Below are 13,921 nucleotides of genomic sequence, written 5' to 3'. Positions count from 1 at the left end.
TATTTTATTATTTAGAGTACAACTCTACGATTAAGTTTTCTTTAATGTTCTCTGGAATATCAACTCTTTCTGGGAAGGTGACAAACGTTCCTGTTAGCTCGTTTGCATTCCAATCTAACCAATTGAATTTGTTGATTTTTCTTCCTTCTACAGAAGCCACAATAGCCTCCAAAGATTTCGAACGTTCACGAACCGCGACTACATCGCCCGGACGTAAACTATATGATGGGATGTTAACGACGTTACCGTTAACCGTAACATGCTTATGTGATACCAACTGACGAGCAGCTGCACGTGTAGGTGCAATACCTAAACGATAAACAACATTATCCAAGCGGGCTTCCAATAATTTCAGGAAGATCTCACCGGTAATACCTTGTTTCGCCGATGCTTTTGCAAAAAGCGTCCGGAACTGACGCTCCAAAACACCGTATGTATATTTTGTCTTTTGCTTTTCCAACAACTGAATAGCATATTCCGACTGCTTACCTCTTCTTCTTGACTGACCATGTTGTCCTGGAGGGTAATTCTTTTTCTCTAATGCTTTGTCAGGCCCAAAAATCGGCTCTCTGAATTTACGTGCGATCTTGGACTTAGGTCCTGTATATCTTGCCATTTTTTTTCTCTCTGTTTGAAGTATCTATCAGCCTATAGCTGACGAATCTTATCTTAAACAATAAACTTATTAAACTCTTCTCCTTTTTGGAGGGCGACAACCATTGTGTGGAAGTGGCGTGATATCCTTGATAGTAGTCACGTCGATTCCAATAGTTTGTAATGTACGAATTGCCGACTCACGTCCAGCTCCCGGTCCTTTCACAAAAACTTCAACCTTGCGCAAACCTAGGTCGTGCGCAACCTTTCCACAGTCTTGAGCAGCTTGACCAGCAGCATACGGAGTGTTCTTTTTAGAACCTCTGAAACCCATTTTTCCAGCTGAAGACCAGGAAATAGTTTGACCTTGATTGTTTGTCAAAGTAATGATGATGTTGTTAAAGGTAGCGTTGATGTGAGCTTGACCAACAGGCTCAATAACGACAACACGTTTTTTGGTAACCTTTTTACTTTTAGCCATTTCTTAATTATTATTTAGTAGCTTTCTTCTTGTTTGCAACTGTTTTACGTTTACCTTTACGAGTACGCGAGTTGTTTTTTGTACGTTGACCACGAAGAGGTAAATGCTTACGATGGCGTAAACCACGGTAACAACCAATATCCATCAAACGTTTAATGTTCAATTGAACTTCAGAACGTAAGGCACCTTCCACTTTAATTTCGTCGTTAATGATGTTACGAATGGCGGTCAATTGATCATCGTTCCATTCCGAAACTTTAACATCCTCACTGATACCTGCCTTCTCCAAAATATAAGCCGCTGTAGAACGACCGATACCGAAGATGTAGGTAAGGCCTATTACGCCTCTTTTGTTTTTAGGTAAATCTATACCTGCTATCCTTGCCATATAATACTTTAAGCGATTATGTTAATTAAACTACCCTTGACGTTGCTTAAACTTAGGGTTCTTTTTGTTGATTACAAAAACCTTTCCTTTGCGACGGATAATCTTACAGTCCGCGCTACGTTTTTTTATTGATGCTCTAACTTTCATTGTTATAATATTTCAAAGCCAATTATACCGAAAAAAAACCGGCCACTATTTATAGCGGTAGGTAATTCTTCCCTTTGTTAAATCATAAGGCGACATTTCTAGCTTCACTTTGTCCCCAGGCAAAATCTTGATGTAGTGCATACGCATCTTACCCGAAATATGGGCAATAATTTCATGTCCATTTTCCAACTCTACCCGGAACATCGCATTCGAAAGCGCCTCCTTAATTATACCGTCTTGTTCGATTGAGGCTTGTTTAGCCATATATATACTAACTTAATTACATTTTAGCCTGTACAAACAGGAGTGCAAAGATAAATAAAAAATACTGAAAACCAACTACTTTTTACTCAAAACTTCTTCCACATGCTCGAACGTCAACAAGACATCCGGAGCGCCCTTCCGGATAGCAACCATCTGTTCAAAATGTGCAGACAATTTACCATCAATTGTACTTACTGTCCAACCGTCATCCCAAAATTTAACTCCAGCTTTGCCTGCATTAATCATCGGCTCAATACAAACGACTAAACCAGTATCCAATTTCGGACCGGAACCTCTTTTCCCATAATTAGGAACCTCGGGTTTCTCATGTAGATGTAAACCAACACCATGTCCTACTAGCTCTCTTACTATTCCATAATTGTAAGGAGCAACATGCTCTTGCACAGCTGCAGAAATATCGCCTACACGCTTACCCGCAATTGCCTGCTCTATACCTTTATATAACGAAGCTTTCGTGACATCTAATAGTTGTTGGGCTTCGGTTGAAATTTCGCCTACACCAAAGGTATATGCTGAGTCGCTAATGAATCCTTTCAGATTAACCCCCCCATCTACGGAAACAATGTCTCCTTCTTTCAGCACATAATCACTCGGAAATCCATGTACCACTTGATCGTTCACAGATATACAAAGCGAATATGGAAAACCTTGATAATTTAAAAAAGCAGGTGTGCCACCATGGTCATGAATAAAATCATGGGCTAATTTATCCAACGATAGTGTTGTAACTCCAGGTGTTACTGCCTTTGCTATTTCACCAAGCAATAACGAGAGCACATTTGCAGACTCTCGTATTTGCTCAATTTGTTCTTCTGTTTTATAATAAACTTTAGACATTTATTAAAGTGCTGATTGATCGACACCTTCTACGGTAGCCGTCGAACGTCCCTTTACTCTTCCTGTCTTCATCAAGCCGTCATAATGACGCATCAACAAATGGCTCTCAATCTGCTGCAATGTATCCAACACTACACCTACCAAAATCAATAAAGAAGTACCTCCATAGAAGTGTGCGAATTGATTATTCACACCTAATTTCGCCGCTAAAGCCGGTAACACCGCAATAATTGCGATGAATATAGCTCCTGGAAAAGTAATACGGGAAATGACGTTATCAATGAAAATATTCGTATCATACCCGGGTTTTATCCCAGGAATAAAACCGCCATTCTTCTTCATATCCTCAGACATTTGTTGCGGGTTGACCATAATTGCAGTATAGAAAAAGGTAAACGCAATAATGAGAACAGCAAATGTTACGTTGTAAGCAACTGAAGTATAGTTGCTCAATGACGCCAAAAAGTCAGACTGTAAATCTGGGAAAAACTGCGATAACGCCATGGGCAAGAACATAATAGCCTGTGCAAAGATAATAGGCATTACGCCCGCAGCATTAACTTTTAAAGGAATGTACTGACGTACACCGCCTACCTGCTTATTACCAACAATTTTCTTAGCGTATTGCACCGGAACTTTACGAATTCCCTGGACAACCAGGATCGCAAAAATCACGACAAAGAAGAGGGCTACAAATTCCAGTAGAAGTGGAATAGGTCCACCACCGCTAGGACTCATACGCGATCCCCATTCGGCTACAATCCCAGCTGGCAACTGTGCAATGATACCTGCCATAATAATCAGAGAGATACCATTCCCAATACCTTTATCTGTAATTTTTTCACCAAGCCACATCACAAACAAGGTACCTGCCGTTAACACGATCGCAGAAAGAATAGTGAACATAGGTTCGGCTAATGTCTTTGCCTCGGCAGGAACTTGTGTCTTCACATAAGCCACTGCTTGAACTATAGTAATCGCCAAAGTCAGATAACGCGTAATCTGCGTCATTTTCTTACGACCCGATTCACCTTCCTTTTGCATCTTCTGAAATGCAGGAACCGCTATCCCCAATAACTGAACAACGATAGATGCAGAAATGTAAGGCATTACACCTAACGCGAAAATTGCCGATCGCGAAAATGATCCGCCGGCAAACATATTGATCAAATCCAATATGCTATTTCCTTCGCTACTTCGAGCCACTAATGCATCGGGGTTGACACCCGGTAGAACCACGTGACAACCAATACGGTAGATAAGAAGAAGTAGCAATGTCGTAATGATACGATTTCTTAAATCTTCTATTTTCCATATATTGGTTAAGGTTGTGATTAGTTTCTTCATGTAATTTTATAGTTTTTCGATAGAACCACCTACAGCTTCAATTGCTTTCTGTGCCGAAGCTGAAAAAGCGTGAACCTTAACTTCTAATTTAGTAGTTAATTCTCCACGACCCAAGATCTTCACTAAATCTTTTTTGGCCACTAATCCATGTGCTTTTAACGTATCGAAGTCAATAACTGTTAAATCATATTTGGTTACTAACTCCTGCAATACGTCTAAGTTAATTCCTTTATATTCGACGCGGTTCATGTTTTTGAAACCAAACTTAGGTACACGGCGTTGCAAAGGCATCTGACCACCCTCAAAACCAATCTTCGTAGAGTGTCCCGAACGTGAACCGGCACCTTTATGACCACGGGTCGATGTACCACCACGACCAGATCCCTGACCTCTACCGATACGTTTTCTGTTTTTAACAGAACCTTTAGCTGGTTTTAAACTACTTAAATTCATTTTGTCTTAAAATGTTGTGTTACGCCTTCGCTCTCACTAAACAGGTCGTAACGATGAATAATTAATTAATAAACGGAATGGAAAGAACCTAAGATCCTTTCCATTTACCTATTCTATGTTAAACTGTCTCTACCGCTACTAAGTGGTTGACCTTTCTCACCATACCGATAATGGACGGTGTAGCCTCAACCTCCACAGAGTGGTTGATACGTTTCAGGCCAAGAGCCTGAATAGTTCTCTTTTGGCGCTCGCTTCTGTCGATAACGCTCTTTATCTGGGTGATTTTAATTTTTGCCATGATAATTAACCGTTAAATACTTTATTTAAATCGACGCCGCGGTTCTGGGCAACAGTGTAGGCATCACGAAGTTTAACCAACGCATCAACTGTTGCTTTCACCACATTATGTGGATTTGATGAACCTAATGATTTTGCTAGTACGTCCTTAATACCCGCGCTTTCCAATACAGCACGCATTGCACCACCTGCTAGTACCCCTGTACCATCAACAGCTGGCTTAATCAAAACACGGCCACCGGAAAATTTCCCATGTTGCTCGTGAGGAACAGTACCCTTGATGATAGGAACTTTAATCAAGTTTTTCTTCGCATCATCGATACCTTTCGTAATAGCTTCGGTAACCTCTTTTGCCTTACCGAGACCATACCCCACGATCCCATTTTCGTCACCCACTACGACGATTGCCGAAAAACTGAAGGTACGTCCCCCTTTGGTTACTTTCGCCACGCGCTGGATACTCACTAAGCGATCTTTTAACTCAATCTCGCTTGATTTCACTCTTTTTATATTGCTTACTGCCATGTTCTTATTGATTAAAAGTCCAAACCGCCTTCGCGAGCACCTTCAGCCAATGATTTTACACGGCCATGGTATAAGTACCCATTACGGTCAAAAACTACTTTGCTAATACCTGCTGCTACAGCTTTCTCTGCCACTAATTTCCCGACAGCCTTCGATTGATCAACTTTCGTGCCGTTTGCGGCAAATTCTTTTGAACCCGAAGACGCTGAAGCTAACGTTTTACCAGCCTCGTCATCAATAATTTGAGCATAGATACCCTTGTTGCTTCTAAAAACGGATAAACGTGGGCGCTCAGCCGTTCCAGTCAGGCTCTTTCTTATTCCTTTTTTAATTCGCTCTCTGCGAGATGTTTTATTTCCTGCCATGGTTATTATTTTTTAGCTGATTTACCTGCTTTTCTTCTTAATACTTCCCCTACAAACTTAACACCTTTTCCTTTGTAAGGCTCAGGCTTACGGAAACCACGGATTTTTGCAGCTATCTGACCGATTAACTGCTTGTCAGCGCTTTCCAAAGTAATCGTAGGATTTTTACCTTTTTCTGAAGTAGTACTTACTTTAACTTCCTTTGGCAATATAAAAACAATCGGGTGAGAGAAACCTAAGGCTAACTCCAATGTATTACCGTTACTTGTTGCACGATAACCTACACCGACAAGCTCCTGTGTAGTTTTGTATCCTTCAGTTACACCTATAACCATATTATTGATTAAGGCACGATACAAACCATGTAACGATTTGTGTCTCTTTTGTTCAGTAGGACGCGCAACTAAGATCTGACCGTCTTCCTCTTTAACGGTAATGTCGCTGTCTACTTGTTGTGTTAATTCGCCTTTGGGTCCTTTTACCGTTACCAGATTTTTATCTGATACATTAATCGTTACTCCCGAAGGAATAGCGATAGGCGCTTTTCCAATTCTTGACATTTCTTTTGTGTTTTTTACCTAGATTAATAAACGTAACATAAAACCTCACCACCTACGTTTTGCAGACGGGCTTCTTTGTCTGTCATTACTCCTTTGGAGGTGGACAGAATTGCGATTCCCAGACCGTTCAAAACACGAGGCATGGTATCAACGCCTGCATACTTTCTTAAACCAGGTTTACTCACACGTGTCAATGTGCGAATAGCCGGAATTTTGCTAACCGGATGGTATTTCAAAGCAATTTTAATATTACCTTGAGGTCCGTTTTCTTCGAATTTATAGTTAGCAATATAACCTTTATCAAAAAGAACTTTGGTAATCTCTTTTTTAAGGTTCGATGCAGGAATTTCAACAACCCTGTGGTTGGCCTTAATGGCATTCCTTACTCGTGTAAGGTAATCCGCTATTGGATCTGTATTCATTATATGATTAAAATTATGACAATGGTTTCCGTGACTAACCGAAGCCAAAGACCTGTCGTCCGTTAATAAATATTTTCAAAATGAAAAGCCCAGCAAATCCTTATAAGATTTGCCCGGGCAAAAGTAAATGTTTTTTTTCTGATTACCAAGAAGCTTTTTTCACTCCCGGGATTTTACCTTCCAATGCCATCTCACGGAAAGTTACGCGAGAGATACCAAATTGGCGCATATATCCTTTAGGACGACCAGTCAATTTACAACGGTTGTGCAAACGTACGGGTGAAGCATTCTTTGGCAATTTATCTAAAGCCGCATAGTCGCCCGCAGCCTTTAAAGCTGCGCGCTTCTCTGCAAATTTAGCTACCAGTTTTTGACGCTTAAGTTCACGTGCTTTTATTCCTTCTTTAGCCATTGTTGTTTGAATTTTGATTTTTGAATGGTAAACCGAATTGTTTCAACAACTCCAAAGCCTCCACATCATTGTCGGCTGAAGTCACGAACGTAATATCCATACCTTGAATTTTATTGATTTTATCAATATTAATCTCTGGAAAAATAATCTGTTCGGTAATCCCCAAATTATAGTTACCTCTTCCGTCAAAACCTTTCTCGTTGATACCACGAAAATCGCGGATACGAGGTAAAGATACCGCTACCAAACGGTCAAGGAATTCGTACATATTGTTGTCACGTAACGTTACACGCGCACCAATTGGCATTCCTTTACGCAATTTAAAGTTTGAGATATCCTTCTTTGATTTTGTAGGAACCGCCTGCTGACCTGTAATTAATGTCAACTCAGCCACTGCGTTATCGATTAATTTCTTATCCGCGGTAGCAGCACCAACACCCTGTGATACAACAATCTTTTCAAGCTTGGGGACTTGCATAACGCTTTTATACTGGAATTTTTCCTTTAGCGCTGTACGGATTTCATCCGCATATTTCGCTTTTAATCTTGGTACGTAAGTCATTATTTAATTTCCTCCCCTGATTTTTTTGCGTAACGAACAATTTTGCCATCTGCATTCACACGACGACCAACACGAGTAGTCTCACCGGACTTCGGATCAATCAACGCGATATTAGAGATGTGAATAGCAGCTTCTTTCTCAATGATACCACCGTTAGGGTTAGCAGCATTAGGCTTCGTGTGTTTCTTAACGATATTAGCGCCTTCCACAACTGCTCTATTAGTCTCCTTTATAACCCGTAGAACTTTACCCTGAACACCTTTAGCGTTACCGGCGATAACTTTCACCAAATCACCATTCTTAATCTTGATTTTGTGCGTAGTTGATTTTTTATTCTGTGCCATAATTATAAAACCTCCGGTGCTAGTGATACAATTTTCATGAACTGCTTCTCACGTAATTCCCGAGCTACTGGGCCGAAGATACGTGTTCCGCGTGGTTCATCATTATTATTTAATAATACAGCAGCATTGTCATCGAAACGGATGTAAGACCCATCTTTACGACGGATTTCTTTTTTCGTACGTACAACTACTGCTTTGGAAACGGTTCCTTTCTTCACATTTCCTGAAGGTAAAGCGCTCTTCACGGTAACAACAACTTTATCACCGATAGATGCATAGCGCTTCCGCGTTCCGCCTAATACTCGGATTACTAAAACTTCTTTAGCTCCTGAGTTGTCGGCTACATTTAATCTTGATTCCTGTTGTACCATTATTTAGCCCTTTCTAATATTTCAACCAATCTCCAATTCTTTGTTTTACTCAGCGGACGTGTCTCCATGATTAATACCGTGTCGCCGATACCGCAGGTATTTGTTTCGTCATGAGCTTTGAATTTAGTAGTTTTTTTCACAAACTTACCGTAGATAGGGTGTTTTACTTTACGTTCAACAGCTACTACGATAGACTTGTCCATCTTGTTGCTAACTACCAAGCCGATCCTTGTTTTTCTTAAATTTCTTTCCATTTTTCGACTTTACATTTATGCCTCAGCGGCTGTTTCAGATTGTGCAGCAATTCTACGTTTTGAAATCTCTGTCGAGATACGAGCGATAGTCTTGCGTCCTGCTTTGATCGCATTGGGATTCTCAATAGCAGAAACAGCATGTGCAAATTTCAACTTGTTAAGAGCAGTCTTCTCTTGCTCGAGACGAGCTGTAAGTTCCTCTTGTGATAATTCGATAATTTCTGAATTCTTCATTTTCTTTCAGTGTTGTGTCGGGTTATCAATATGTTTATACAGCATCTTGTGTGTAACGGACACAAAACCAAACTATTGACATTACCAACGTTTATGCTTCTACGTAGTCTCTACGTATAACAAACTTCGTTTGAACCGGTAATTTTTGGGCAGCTAAACGTAACGCTTCTTTGGCAATTTCCAAAGGTACGCCTTCTGCTTCAAATAACATACGGCCTGGGCGGACTACGGCTACCCAGTATTCTGGAGCTCCCTTACCTTTACCCATACGCACCTCTGCAGGTTTTTTGGTAACAGGCTTATCAGGGAAAATACGGATCCACACTTGACCTTCACGTTTCATATAACGTGTAACGGCAATACGTGCAGCCTCTATTTGGCGGCTAGTGATCCATGCTGGCTCCATTGACTTGATACCGAAAGAACCGAAAGCTAACTCCGCTCCACGGGAAGCGTTACCTTTCATACGGCCTTTCTGCATCTTTCTGAACTTCGTTCTTTTTGGCTGTAACATGTTCGTATTTTATTTAATCCGTCAATTGGCGGATATCTATTTTAATCTAATTAACTAATTATCCTCTGTTTGAACCACCACGGTTTCCGCCACGATTACTGCCACCGCGGTTGTTTCCACCACGTGCACCACCTTTACGATTGTCACGACGGTCTCCACCTTCATTTCCACCACGCGTCTTCGTATTTGACGTTTGTCCGATGTTAGGAGATAAATCACGTTTACCGTAAACCTCTCCTTTACAGATCCAAACTTTCACACCGATTTTTCCGTAAGTAGTCAACGCTTCCGCTAATGCATAGTCGATATCGGCACGAAGTGTATGAAGTGGTGTTCTTCCTTCTTTATACTGCTCAGTACGTGCCATTTCAGCACCTCCTAAACGACCAGAACACATCACCTTAATGCCCTCAGCACCCATACGCATGGTCGATGCGATTGCAGTTTTCATTGCACGACGAAATGAAATACGAGCTTCCAACTGTTTCGCAATACCTTCTGCTACCAACTTTGCATCGAGCTCAGGACGTTTGATTTCGAAGATATTGATCTGAACGTCCTTTTTCGTCAGCTTTTTTAATTCTTCTTTAATCTTATCTACTTCCTGACCACCTTTACCGATAACGATTCCTGGACGAGCGGTATGGATAGTAACGGTAATTCTTTTTAAAGTTCTTTCAATAACAACCTTTGCTACACCACCTTTAGCTATACGTACAGAAAGATACTTTCTGATTTTTTCGTCTTCAACTAACTTATCAGAATAGTTGTTGCCTCCGAACCAATTAGAGTCCCATCCTTTGATGATCCCTAATCTGCTACCTATTGGATTTGCTTTTTGTCCCATTCTTATTCTAAATTAGTTATTTACGTTATTTAAGCTATCTACTACCAGTGTTACGTGGTTTGAACGTTTACGGATTCTATATCCACGACCTTGGGGAGCCGGACGTAATCTTTTCAATTGACGACCGCCACCTACCTGGATCTCCTTCACGTATAACGCGCTTTCCTCCAAAGAAGCACCTTCATTTTTTGCTTCCCAGTTTTTAATAGCTGATAATAATAATTTCTCAACACGGGCAGCAGCTTCTTTTCCCGAGTGCTTCAAGATATAAAGAGCTGATTCCACTTTTTCGCCGCGGATAAGATCTACCACTAAACGCATTTTACGCGGTGAAGTAGGGCAGTTCAATAACTTGGCAGTAGAAGCTCCTCCTACCTGAGCTTTTTCCTGCTCTTTACGCTGTCTGATTAAGACAGATTTTTTGAGTTTTTTTGTTGCTTCCATTACCTAATTATTTTTTCTTTTCTGCGTGGCCTTTGAATGTACGCGTAGGCGCAAATTCACCAAGCTTGTGACCAACCATATTTTCTGTTACATACACAGGAATGAATTTATTTCCATTATGCACTGCGAAGGTATGGCCAACAAAATCAGGTGAAATCATTGATCTGCGAGACCATGTTTTGATTACTGATTTTTTGTTTGTTTCATTCATAGAAAGAACTTTTCTTTCTAAGTTGTGATCGATATAAGGACCTTTTTTAATTGAACGAGCCATTATTTTTTCCTTCTCTCAATGATGTAACGATTCGATATTTTTTTCTTAGCGCGTGTTTTGAAGCCTTTAGCCAACACACCCGTACGTGAACGAGGGTGTCCTCCTGATGTACGGCCTTCACCACCACCCATTGGGTGATCGACCGGATTCATAGCTACACCACGGACACGAGGACGACGTCCTAAGTGACGTTTACGACCTGCTTTACCTAGCACCTGATTTGCTTTTTCCGCGTTCGATACCGAACCGATAGTCGCAACACAAGTTAACAAGATCATACGTGTTTCGCTTGAAGGCAATTTAATAATAGCGTACTTACCGTCACGAGCAGATAATTGTGCATATGTACCAGCCGAACGAGCAATAGAACCACCTTGACCAGGGTTCAACTCAATATTATGAATGATAGAACCTAACGGAATATTTGCTAACGGCAATGTATTGCCTACTTCTGGGGCTACATGATCACCTGCTATTATCGTTTGGCCAACTGTTAACCCAGCTGGAGCGATGATATAACGTTTTTCACCATCAGCGTAATGCAACAAGGCAATACGTGCCGTACGATTCGGATCGTACTCAATGGTAGCTACTTTTGCAGGGATGTCTTTTTTATCGCGTTTGAAATCAATTAATCGGTATACTTTTTTATGTCCCCCACCGAGATAACGCATAGTCATTTTACCGGACTTATTACGACCACCTGATTTCTTGTTGATGCCAACGACTAATGATTTCTCAGGAACGTTAGTGGTAACGTCCGAATAGTCGGCACCTACTCTAAAGCGAGTACCAGGGGTAACCGGTTTGAATCTTTTAACTGCCATTTCTTATTATAGTGTACTGTAAAAGTCAATAGTTTCACCATCTTTCACTGTGATGATGGCCTTTTTATATTTAGGAGCTCTTCCCGATACAAATCCTGCTTTTGTATAACGGCTTTTAGCTTTACCGGCTACAACCGCTGTGTTAACTGCCAAAACAGTCACACCAAACATCTCTTCAACAGCTTGCTTGATCTGGATTTTATTAGCTCTGTGATCAACTTTGAAAGCGTAACGGTTTAATTTCTCCGTCAATAACGAAGCTTTCTCAGTCAAAATAGGTTTTTTGATAATTTCCATATTACTTAGCGAATGCTTCCTCCAAAGTTTTAACAGTATCTGTCGTCAACAAAAGTTTAGTCGCATTCAATACATCATAGGTATTTAATTCTGTTGCAACGATAACTTTTGCTTTCTTCAAGTTTCTGCTTGATAAATAAACGTTCTTGTTTTCTGCTGGCAATACGAGAAGAGTTTTCTCATCGGCACAGTTTAAAGCATTGATGAACGACACGTAATTTTTGGTTTTGATTGCATCGAAATTTACTTCGTCCAATACTAAGATGTTGTTCTCTTTAGCTTTGTAGCTCAATGCAGACTTGCGCGCCACTTGCTTCAACTTTTTGTTCAATTTGAACGAATAATCACGAGGCTGTGGACCAAATACACGACCACCGCCATTAAACAATGGAGACTTGATCGAACCCGCACGAGCACCACCAGTACCTTTTTGTTTGTGTAATTTACGAGTAGAACCCGCGATTTCGTTACGTTGTTTGGACTTATGTGTTCCTTGGCGTTGGTTCGCTAAATATTGTTTCACATCCAAATAGATCGCATGGTCGTTTGGCTCTACGCCGAATACGGACTCAGGAAGCTGCACCTTGGCACCTGTTTCTTTACCTGATAAATTTAATACGTTAACTTCCATTTCTCTACTATTTGTCTACGATTACATAAGAACCTTTAGCCCCTGGAACGGAACCATTAACAACAATAAGGTTTTGCTCAGGATAAATTTTCAAAACTTGTAGGTTTTGAATCTTTACTCTGTCACCACCCGTGCGGCCAGCCATACGTTTTCCTTTGAATACGCGAGACGGCCAAGAAGCTGCACCTAACGAACCTGGAGCACGTAATCTGTTGTGCTGACCGTGGGTCGCACCTCCTACACCACCAAATCCGTGACGCTTCATTACACCTTGGAAGCCTTTACCTTTTGAAGTGCCGACTACGTCAACATACTCACCTTCTTCAAAGATCGTAACATTCACCGTGTCCCCTAGTTGTTTCTCATCTTCAAAATACTTAAACTCAACTAGTTTACGCTTAGGACTAACCCCTGCTTTTGCAAAGTGTCCTCTTAAAGGAGCTGTCGTGTTCTTTTCTTTGGCATCATCATAGCCAAGCTGAACAGCCGAATAGCCATCCTTTTCTACCGTACGTATCTGCGTAACCACGCACGGCCCAGCCTCAATTACTGTACAAGGGATATTCTTCCCTTCCGCATCGAACAGGCTGGTCATTCCTACTTTTTTACCAATAATTCCTGACATCTTATATATTAATTAATTAATCGTCCATCGAAGCAGTAGGGCTTCGCTCAAGACACAATTCCCCACAAAGGGATTGCAAAGGTAGGAAGAATTTTATAAGTATCAAATAGTTAGCGTATTATTTTTTAAATCCGCAAATCCTCTTTGCATATATTATTTCGGGCCGCTAGGCCAGGAAATAAACAGATTTAAAACTAACCGCTCAGCAATCCGGTTAATACTGTTCCGTATTCAGCATCACCAGAGTACAAGCTTCTACCGCTTCAATGCCGGCGTCTTGGAGCTTTTGCTTAAGCTCTTCATTCTCCGTGCCCGGATTAAAAATCACGCGTTTAGGTTTTGTCTGTAAAATATAGTCGTAATAAACCGACTGATTTTGGGGACCGACATACAGTGTAATCGTGTCAATATCCGAATGGATATCGTCCATATTTTCTATATCTACACCGGCTACTTTTCCTTTTTTTCGCCCCACGTTCACGATCGGATATCCTTTGCGAACTAATTTATTTGCTACCAAATAAGCATAACGAGCTGGGTTATTGCTCGCTCCCACGATAAGTGTCTTCTTCATAAATTGAATA

The 13,921-nt window shown here is 40.9% G+C and carries 28 protein-coding genes; all 28 read right to left on the bottom strand.

From position 1 onward, the window contains the following. Nucleotides 1-7: 7 nt before the first annotated feature. The 28 genes from rpsD to H8B17_RS18830 all read right to left on the bottom strand — a co-directional run bounded on the left by rpsD (nucleotide 8) and on the right by H8B17_RS18830 (nucleotide 13,911). Nucleotides 8-616, bottom strand: a complete 609-nt coding sequence (gene rpsD, locus H8B17_RS18965) for a 30S ribosomal protein S4 (RefSeq protein ID WP_190310798.1) — start codon at nucleotides 614-616, stop codon at nucleotides 8-10. Between the two features lie 69 nt (nucleotides 617-685). Further along, nucleotides 686-1,075: a 30S ribosomal protein S11 gene (gene rpsK, locus H8B17_RS18960; RefSeq protein ID WP_190310797.1), complete on the bottom strand. Its 390-nt coding sequence runs from the start codon at nucleotides 1,073-1,075 to the stop codon at nucleotides 686-688. Nucleotides 1,076-1,085: 10 nt separating this feature from the next. After that, nucleotides 1,086-1,463: a 30S ribosomal protein S13 gene (gene rpsM, locus H8B17_RS18955; RefSeq protein ID WP_190310796.1), complete on the bottom strand. Its 378-nt coding sequence runs from the start codon at nucleotides 1,461-1,463 to the stop codon at nucleotides 1,086-1,088. Between the two features lie 30 nt (nucleotides 1,464-1,493). Continuing rightward, complete coding sequence (ykgO, locus tag H8B17_RS18950) at nucleotides 1,494-1,610, bottom strand: type B 50S ribosomal protein L36 (protein WP_013665024.1); 117 nt, start codon at nucleotides 1,608-1,610, stop codon at nucleotides 1,494-1,496. A 45-nt stretch (nucleotides 1,611-1,655) separates the two neighbouring features. Then, the gene (gene infA, locus H8B17_RS18945; protein WP_021071231.1) at nucleotides 1,656-1,874 is read right to left on the bottom strand and encodes a translation initiation factor IF-1; all 219 of its coding nucleotides are present in this window, start codon (nucleotides 1,872-1,874) and stop codon (nucleotides 1,656-1,658) included. Nucleotides 1,875-1,949: 75 nt separating this feature from the next. Next, a complete protein-coding gene (gene map / locus H8B17_RS18940; protein WP_190310795.1) occupies nucleotides 1,950-2,732 on the bottom strand; it encodes a type I methionyl aminopeptidase in 783 nt (260 codons plus the stop codon). Between the two features lie 3 nt (nucleotides 2,733-2,735). Continuing rightward, nucleotides 2,736-4,079: a preprotein translocase subunit SecY gene (gene secY, locus H8B17_RS18935; protein ID WP_190310794.1), complete on the bottom strand. Its 1,344-nt coding sequence runs from the start codon at nucleotides 4,077-4,079 to the stop codon at nucleotides 2,736-2,738. Between the two features lie 6 nt (nucleotides 4,080-4,085). Then, nucleotides 4,086-4,532 carry a 50S ribosomal protein L15 gene (gene rplO, locus H8B17_RS18930; RefSeq protein ID WP_190310793.1) on the bottom strand — a complete coding sequence of 149 codons (447 nt, stop codon included), beginning with the start codon at nucleotides 4,530-4,532 and terminating at the stop codon, nucleotides 4,086-4,088. 118 nt (nucleotides 4,533-4,650) lie between these two features. Continuing rightward, complete coding sequence (gene rpmD / locus H8B17_RS18925; protein ID WP_190310792.1) at nucleotides 4,651-4,830, bottom strand: 50S ribosomal protein L30; 180 nt, start codon at nucleotides 4,828-4,830, stop codon at nucleotides 4,651-4,653. Nucleotides 4,831-4,835: 5 nt separating this feature from the next. Then, complete coding sequence (rpsE, locus tag H8B17_RS18920) at nucleotides 4,836-5,354, bottom strand: 30S ribosomal protein S5 (protein ID WP_190310791.1); 519 nt, start codon at nucleotides 5,352-5,354, stop codon at nucleotides 4,836-4,838. Nucleotides 5,355-5,365: 11 nt separating this feature from the next. Further along, nucleotides 5,366-5,719, bottom strand: a complete 354-nt coding sequence (gene rplR / locus H8B17_RS18915) for a 50S ribosomal protein L18 (RefSeq protein WP_190310790.1) — start codon at nucleotides 5,717-5,719, stop codon at nucleotides 5,366-5,368. A gap of 5 nt (nucleotides 5,720-5,724) precedes the next feature. Continuing rightward, complete coding sequence (gene rplF, locus H8B17_RS18910; RefSeq protein WP_190310789.1) at nucleotides 5,725-6,279, bottom strand: 50S ribosomal protein L6; 555 nt, start codon at nucleotides 6,277-6,279, stop codon at nucleotides 5,725-5,727. A 23-nt stretch (nucleotides 6,280-6,302) separates the two neighbouring features. Next, nucleotides 6,303-6,701: a 30S ribosomal protein S8 gene (gene rpsH, locus H8B17_RS18905; RefSeq protein WP_190310788.1), complete on the bottom strand. Its 399-nt coding sequence runs from the start codon at nucleotides 6,699-6,701 to the stop codon at nucleotides 6,303-6,305. Nucleotides 6,702-6,843: 142 nt separating this feature from the next. Beyond that, on the bottom strand, nucleotides 6,844-7,113 hold the full coding sequence (gene rpsN, locus H8B17_RS18900; protein ID WP_190310787.1) for a 30S ribosomal protein S14: 270 nt from the start codon (nucleotides 7,111-7,113) through the stop codon (nucleotides 6,844-6,846). Beyond that, nucleotides 7,106-7,675: a 50S ribosomal protein L5 gene (rplE, locus tag H8B17_RS18895; RefSeq protein WP_190310786.1), complete on the bottom strand. Its 570-nt coding sequence runs from the start codon at nucleotides 7,673-7,675 to the stop codon at nucleotides 7,106-7,108. Before rplE ends, rpsN begins: the two co-directional genes overlap by 8 nt. After that, nucleotides 7,675-8,019 (bottom strand): 50S ribosomal protein L24, encoded by a 345-nt coding sequence (rplX, locus tag H8B17_RS18890; RefSeq protein ID WP_223816674.1) that lies wholly within the window; start codon nucleotides 8,017-8,019, stop codon nucleotides 7,675-7,677. The genes rplE and rplX overlap by 1 nt, the downstream gene beginning before the upstream one ends. Before the next feature lie 2 nt (nucleotides 8,020-8,021). Beyond that, nucleotides 8,022-8,390, bottom strand: coding sequence for a 50S ribosomal protein L14 (rplN, locus tag H8B17_RS18885; RefSeq protein ID WP_130143044.1), 369 nt, complete (start codon nucleotides 8,388-8,390; stop codon nucleotides 8,022-8,024). Continuing rightward, nucleotides 8,390-8,644 (bottom strand): 30S ribosomal protein S17, encoded by a 255-nt coding sequence (gene rpsQ / locus H8B17_RS18880; protein WP_099370336.1) that lies wholly within the window; start codon nucleotides 8,642-8,644, stop codon nucleotides 8,390-8,392. Before rpsQ ends, rplN begins: the two co-directional genes overlap by 1 nt. A 15-nt stretch (nucleotides 8,645-8,659) precedes the next feature. Further along, nucleotides 8,660-8,878 carry a 50S ribosomal protein L29 gene (gene rpmC, locus H8B17_RS18875; RefSeq protein ID WP_190310785.1) on the bottom strand — a complete coding sequence of 73 codons (219 nt, stop codon included), beginning with the start codon at nucleotides 8,876-8,878 and terminating at the stop codon, nucleotides 8,660-8,662. A gap of 91 nt (nucleotides 8,879-8,969) precedes the next feature. After that, the gene (rplP, locus tag H8B17_RS18870; protein WP_099365474.1) at nucleotides 8,970-9,392 is read right to left on the bottom strand and encodes a 50S ribosomal protein L16; all 423 of its coding nucleotides are present in this window, start codon (nucleotides 9,390-9,392) and stop codon (nucleotides 8,970-8,972) included. A 58-nt stretch (nucleotides 9,393-9,450) separates the two neighbouring features. Further along, nucleotides 9,451-10,239 carry a 30S ribosomal protein S3 gene (rpsC, locus tag H8B17_RS18865; RefSeq protein ID WP_190310784.1) on the bottom strand — a complete coding sequence of 263 codons (789 nt, stop codon included), beginning with the start codon at nucleotides 10,237-10,239 and terminating at the stop codon, nucleotides 9,451-9,453. A gap of 12 nt (nucleotides 10,240-10,251) precedes the next feature. Beyond that, nucleotides 10,252-10,683, bottom strand: coding sequence for a 50S ribosomal protein L22 (gene rplV / locus H8B17_RS18860; RefSeq protein WP_223816673.1), 432 nt, complete (start codon nucleotides 10,681-10,683; stop codon nucleotides 10,252-10,254). A 7-nt stretch (nucleotides 10,684-10,690) separates the two neighbouring features. Next, nucleotides 10,691-10,957: a 30S ribosomal protein S19 gene (rpsS, locus tag H8B17_RS18855; protein WP_037498931.1), complete on the bottom strand. Its 267-nt coding sequence runs from the start codon at nucleotides 10,955-10,957 to the stop codon at nucleotides 10,691-10,693. Next, on the bottom strand, nucleotides 10,957-11,784 hold the full coding sequence (gene rplB, locus H8B17_RS18850; protein WP_190310783.1) for a 50S ribosomal protein L2: 828 nt from the start codon (nucleotides 11,782-11,784) through the stop codon (nucleotides 10,957-10,959). Before rplB ends, rpsS begins: the two co-directional genes overlap by 1 nt. 6 nt (nucleotides 11,785-11,790) lie before the next feature. Then, a complete protein-coding gene (gene rplW / locus H8B17_RS18845) occupies nucleotides 11,791-12,081 on the bottom strand; it encodes a 50S ribosomal protein L23 (protein WP_130143038.1) in 291 nt (96 codons plus the stop codon). Between the two features lies 1 nt (nucleotide 12,082). Beyond that, entirely contained in the window at nucleotides 12,083-12,712 is a 630-nt protein-coding gene (rplD, locus tag H8B17_RS18840) for a 50S ribosomal protein L4 (protein WP_190310782.1), read from the bottom strand. Nucleotides 12,713-12,719: 7 nt separating this feature from the next. Next, the gene (gene rplC / locus H8B17_RS18835; RefSeq protein ID WP_190310781.1) at nucleotides 12,720-13,337 is read right to left on the bottom strand and encodes a 50S ribosomal protein L3; all 618 of its coding nucleotides are present in this window, start codon (nucleotides 13,335-13,337) and stop codon (nucleotides 12,720-12,722) included. A 214-nt stretch (nucleotides 13,338-13,551) separates the two neighbouring features. After that, nucleotides 13,552-13,911 carry a CoA-binding protein gene (locus H8B17_RS18830; RefSeq protein WP_190310780.1) on the bottom strand — a complete coding sequence of 120 codons (360 nt, stop codon included), beginning with the start codon at nucleotides 13,909-13,911 and terminating at the stop codon, nucleotides 13,552-13,554. Between the last annotated feature and the right edge of the window lie 10 nt (nucleotides 13,912-13,921).

Origin of the sequence: Sphingobacterium arenae (genome assembly GCF_014692505.1) — a bacterium.
In the GTDB taxonomy this organism is placed as follows: domain Bacteria; phylum Bacteroidota; class Bacteroidia; order Sphingobacteriales; family Sphingobacteriaceae; genus Sphingobacterium; species Sphingobacterium arenae.
This window is presented reverse-complemented; position numbering and strand designations above follow the sequence as displayed.